Source organism: Streptomyces katrae (assembly GCF_000966975.1).
Classification (GTDB): Bacteria; Actinomycetota; Actinomycetes; order Streptomycetales; family Streptomycetaceae; genus Streptomyces; species Streptomyces katrae.
The window spans coordinates 1-2,156 of the sequence record NZ_JZWV01001312.1; the positions used below are offsets into that span (position 1 = coordinate 1).

The 2,156-nt window shown below is 72.1% G+C and carries 2 protein-coding genes; one reads left to right on the plus strand and one right to left on the minus strand.

Annotation, left to right across the window (positions count from 1 at the left end; all coding sequences use genetic code 11):
* Window positions 1-135: 135 nt before the first annotated feature.
* Window positions 136-1,077 carry a beta-ketoacyl-ACP synthase III gene (locus VR44_RS36575; protein WP_045951976.1) on the minus strand — a complete coding sequence of 314 codons (942 nt, stop codon included), beginning with the start codon at window positions 1,075-1,077 and terminating at the stop codon, window positions 136-138.
* Window positions 1,078-1,297: 220 nt separating this feature from the next.
* Between VR44_RS36575 and fdhD the strand changes: the two genes are divergently transcribed.
* The gene (gene fdhD, locus VR44_RS36580) at window positions 1,298-2,152 is read left to right on the plus strand and encodes a formate dehydrogenase accessory sulfurtransferase FdhD (RefSeq protein ID WP_045951977.1); all 855 of its coding nucleotides are present in this window, start codon (window positions 1,298-1,300) and stop codon (window positions 2,150-2,152) included.
* Window positions 2,153-2,156 lie beyond the last annotated feature (4 nt).

Here is a 2,156-nt window from a genome sequence, read left to right on the forward strand (position 1 = left end):
CCGGTGGTCGGCCCCGGTTTCCCGCGGCGACATGGACAACAATAGCAAAGGATCGGCGGCCCTCCGACCAGATATCCGGCCCCTCCGCCTGCCCGCCACGCCGCGCTGACCTGCGGGCATGTTCCGGGGCAGGGCCTAGGGGCAGCGGATGACCTGGCCGGCGTAGGAGAGGTTGCCGCCGAAGCCGAAGAGGAGGACCGGGGCGCCGGAGGGGATCTCGCCGCGCTCGACCAGCTTGGAGAGGGCCATCGGGATGCTGGCCGCCGAGGTGTTGCCGGAGTCGACGACGTCGCGGGCGACGACGGCGTTCACGGCGCCGATCTTGGCGGCGAGGGGCTCGATGATCCGCAGGTTGGCCTGGTGCAGGACGACCCCGGCGAGTTCCTCGGGGGTGATCCCGGCCTTCTCGCAGGTCTTGCGGGCGAGCGCCGGAAGCCGGCTGGTGGTCCAGCGGTAGACGGACTGGCCCTCCTGCGCGAAGACCGGCGGGGTGCCCTCGATCCGCACCGCGTGGCCCATCTCGGGGACCGAGCCCCACAGCACCGGGCCGATGGCCGGTTCGGCGCTGGCCTCGACGATGGCCGCGCCGGCGCCGTCGCCGGTCAGGACGCAGGTGGTGCGGTCGGTCCAGTCGGTGATCTCGGCCATCTTGTCGGCGCCGATGACCAGGGCGCGGGTGGCGGAGCCGGCCCGGATCGCGTGGTCGGCGGTGGCCAGGGCGTGGGTGAAGCCCGAGCAGACGACGTTGAGGTCCATCACGGCGGGCGCGCCGGCCATGCCCAGCTTGGCGGCGACGCGGGCGGCCGTGTTGGGGGAACGGTCGATGGCGGTGGAGGTGGCCACGAGGACGAGGTCGATGTCGTCGGGGCTCAGGCCGGCGTTGGCCAGGGCCTTGGCGGCGGCCTGGTGGGCCAGCTCGTCGACCGGCTCCTCGGGGCCCGCGATGTGGCGGGTCCTGATGCCGACGCGGGAGAGGATCCACTCGTCGCTGGTCTCGACCATGCCCGCGAGGTCCTCGTTGGTGAGCACCTTCGCGGGCTGGTAGTGCCCAAGCGCCACCACGCGTGAACCGGTCATGGGCGGGATCCCCCTTAGTACGGCAGTCAGGATCATTCACCTTCTCCTGCTACCCATGAGTACGTCTGCGTGCAACCCGACAGGATTCGGGCATGGGAATTTGGAGAATTCCGAGCATCCTCCAGCCCGGAGACCGGGTCGGCCCCCGATCCGGGAGAATGTCCTCGTCAGGTGCACGGTCGGGTGCGCGGCGGAGTACGGAACAGGCGGGCTGATCGCGATGGGACGGGTGACCGAGCGGCGCCGCGTCATACGGGTCCGGGGCGGGGCGGCCGGTGTCCGGCCGGACACCCTCGTCACGGAGGAGCCGCTGGAGATACGGCTGAACGGCAAACCGCTGGCCATCACGATGCGCACCCCGGGTGACGATTTCGCGCTGGCGGTGGGCTTCCTCGTCAGCGAGGGCGTGATCGCGCGGGCCTCGGACGTCCAGGCCGTGACGTACTGCGAGGGGGCCACGGAGGACGGCTCCAACACCTACAACGTGGTCAACGTGCAGCTGGCCGCCGGGGTTCCGGTGCCGGACATCACGCTGGAGCGCAACGTCTACACCACCTCCTCCTGCGGTCTGTGCGGCAAGGCCAGTCTGGACGCGGTGCGGACGGCCACGCGCTTCCCCGGGCTCGCGGCCGATCCGGTACGGGTTCCCGCGGGCCTCCTCTCGGAACTGCCGGACCGGCTGCGGGCGGCGCAGAAGGTCTTCGACCGCACGGGCGGACTGCACGCGGCCGGGCTGTTCTCGGCGGAGGGCGAGCTGCTCGACCTGCGGGAGGACGTGGGACGGCACAACGCGGTGGACAAGATCGTCGGGCGGGCGCTCCAGGCGGGGCGGCTGCCGCTGGCCGGGGCGGTACTGCTGGTGTCGGGCCGGGCCTCCTTCGAGCTGGCGCAGAAGGCGGTGATGGCCGGGATCCCCGTCCTGGCGGCGGTGTCGGCGCCGTCCTCGCTGGCGGTGGACCTCGCGGCGGACTCGGGGCTGACGCTGGTGGGCTTCCTGCGGGGGCCGGACATGAACATCTACGCCGGTGAGGAGCGGATCCTCCTGCCTGCCCCCGAGGCGGTCGGGCGGCCCTAGGCCG

Bases quoted from the DNA above. Each gene is read 5' to 3' on its own strand.
- fdhD (WP_045951977.1), top strand. From the start codon at position 1,298: ATGGGACGGGTGACCGAGCGGCGCCGCGTCATACGGGTCCGGGGCGGG.
- VR44_RS36575 (WP_045951976.1), bottom strand. From the start codon at position 1,077: ATGACCGGTTCACGCGTGGTGGCGCTTGGGCACTACCAGCCCGCGAAG.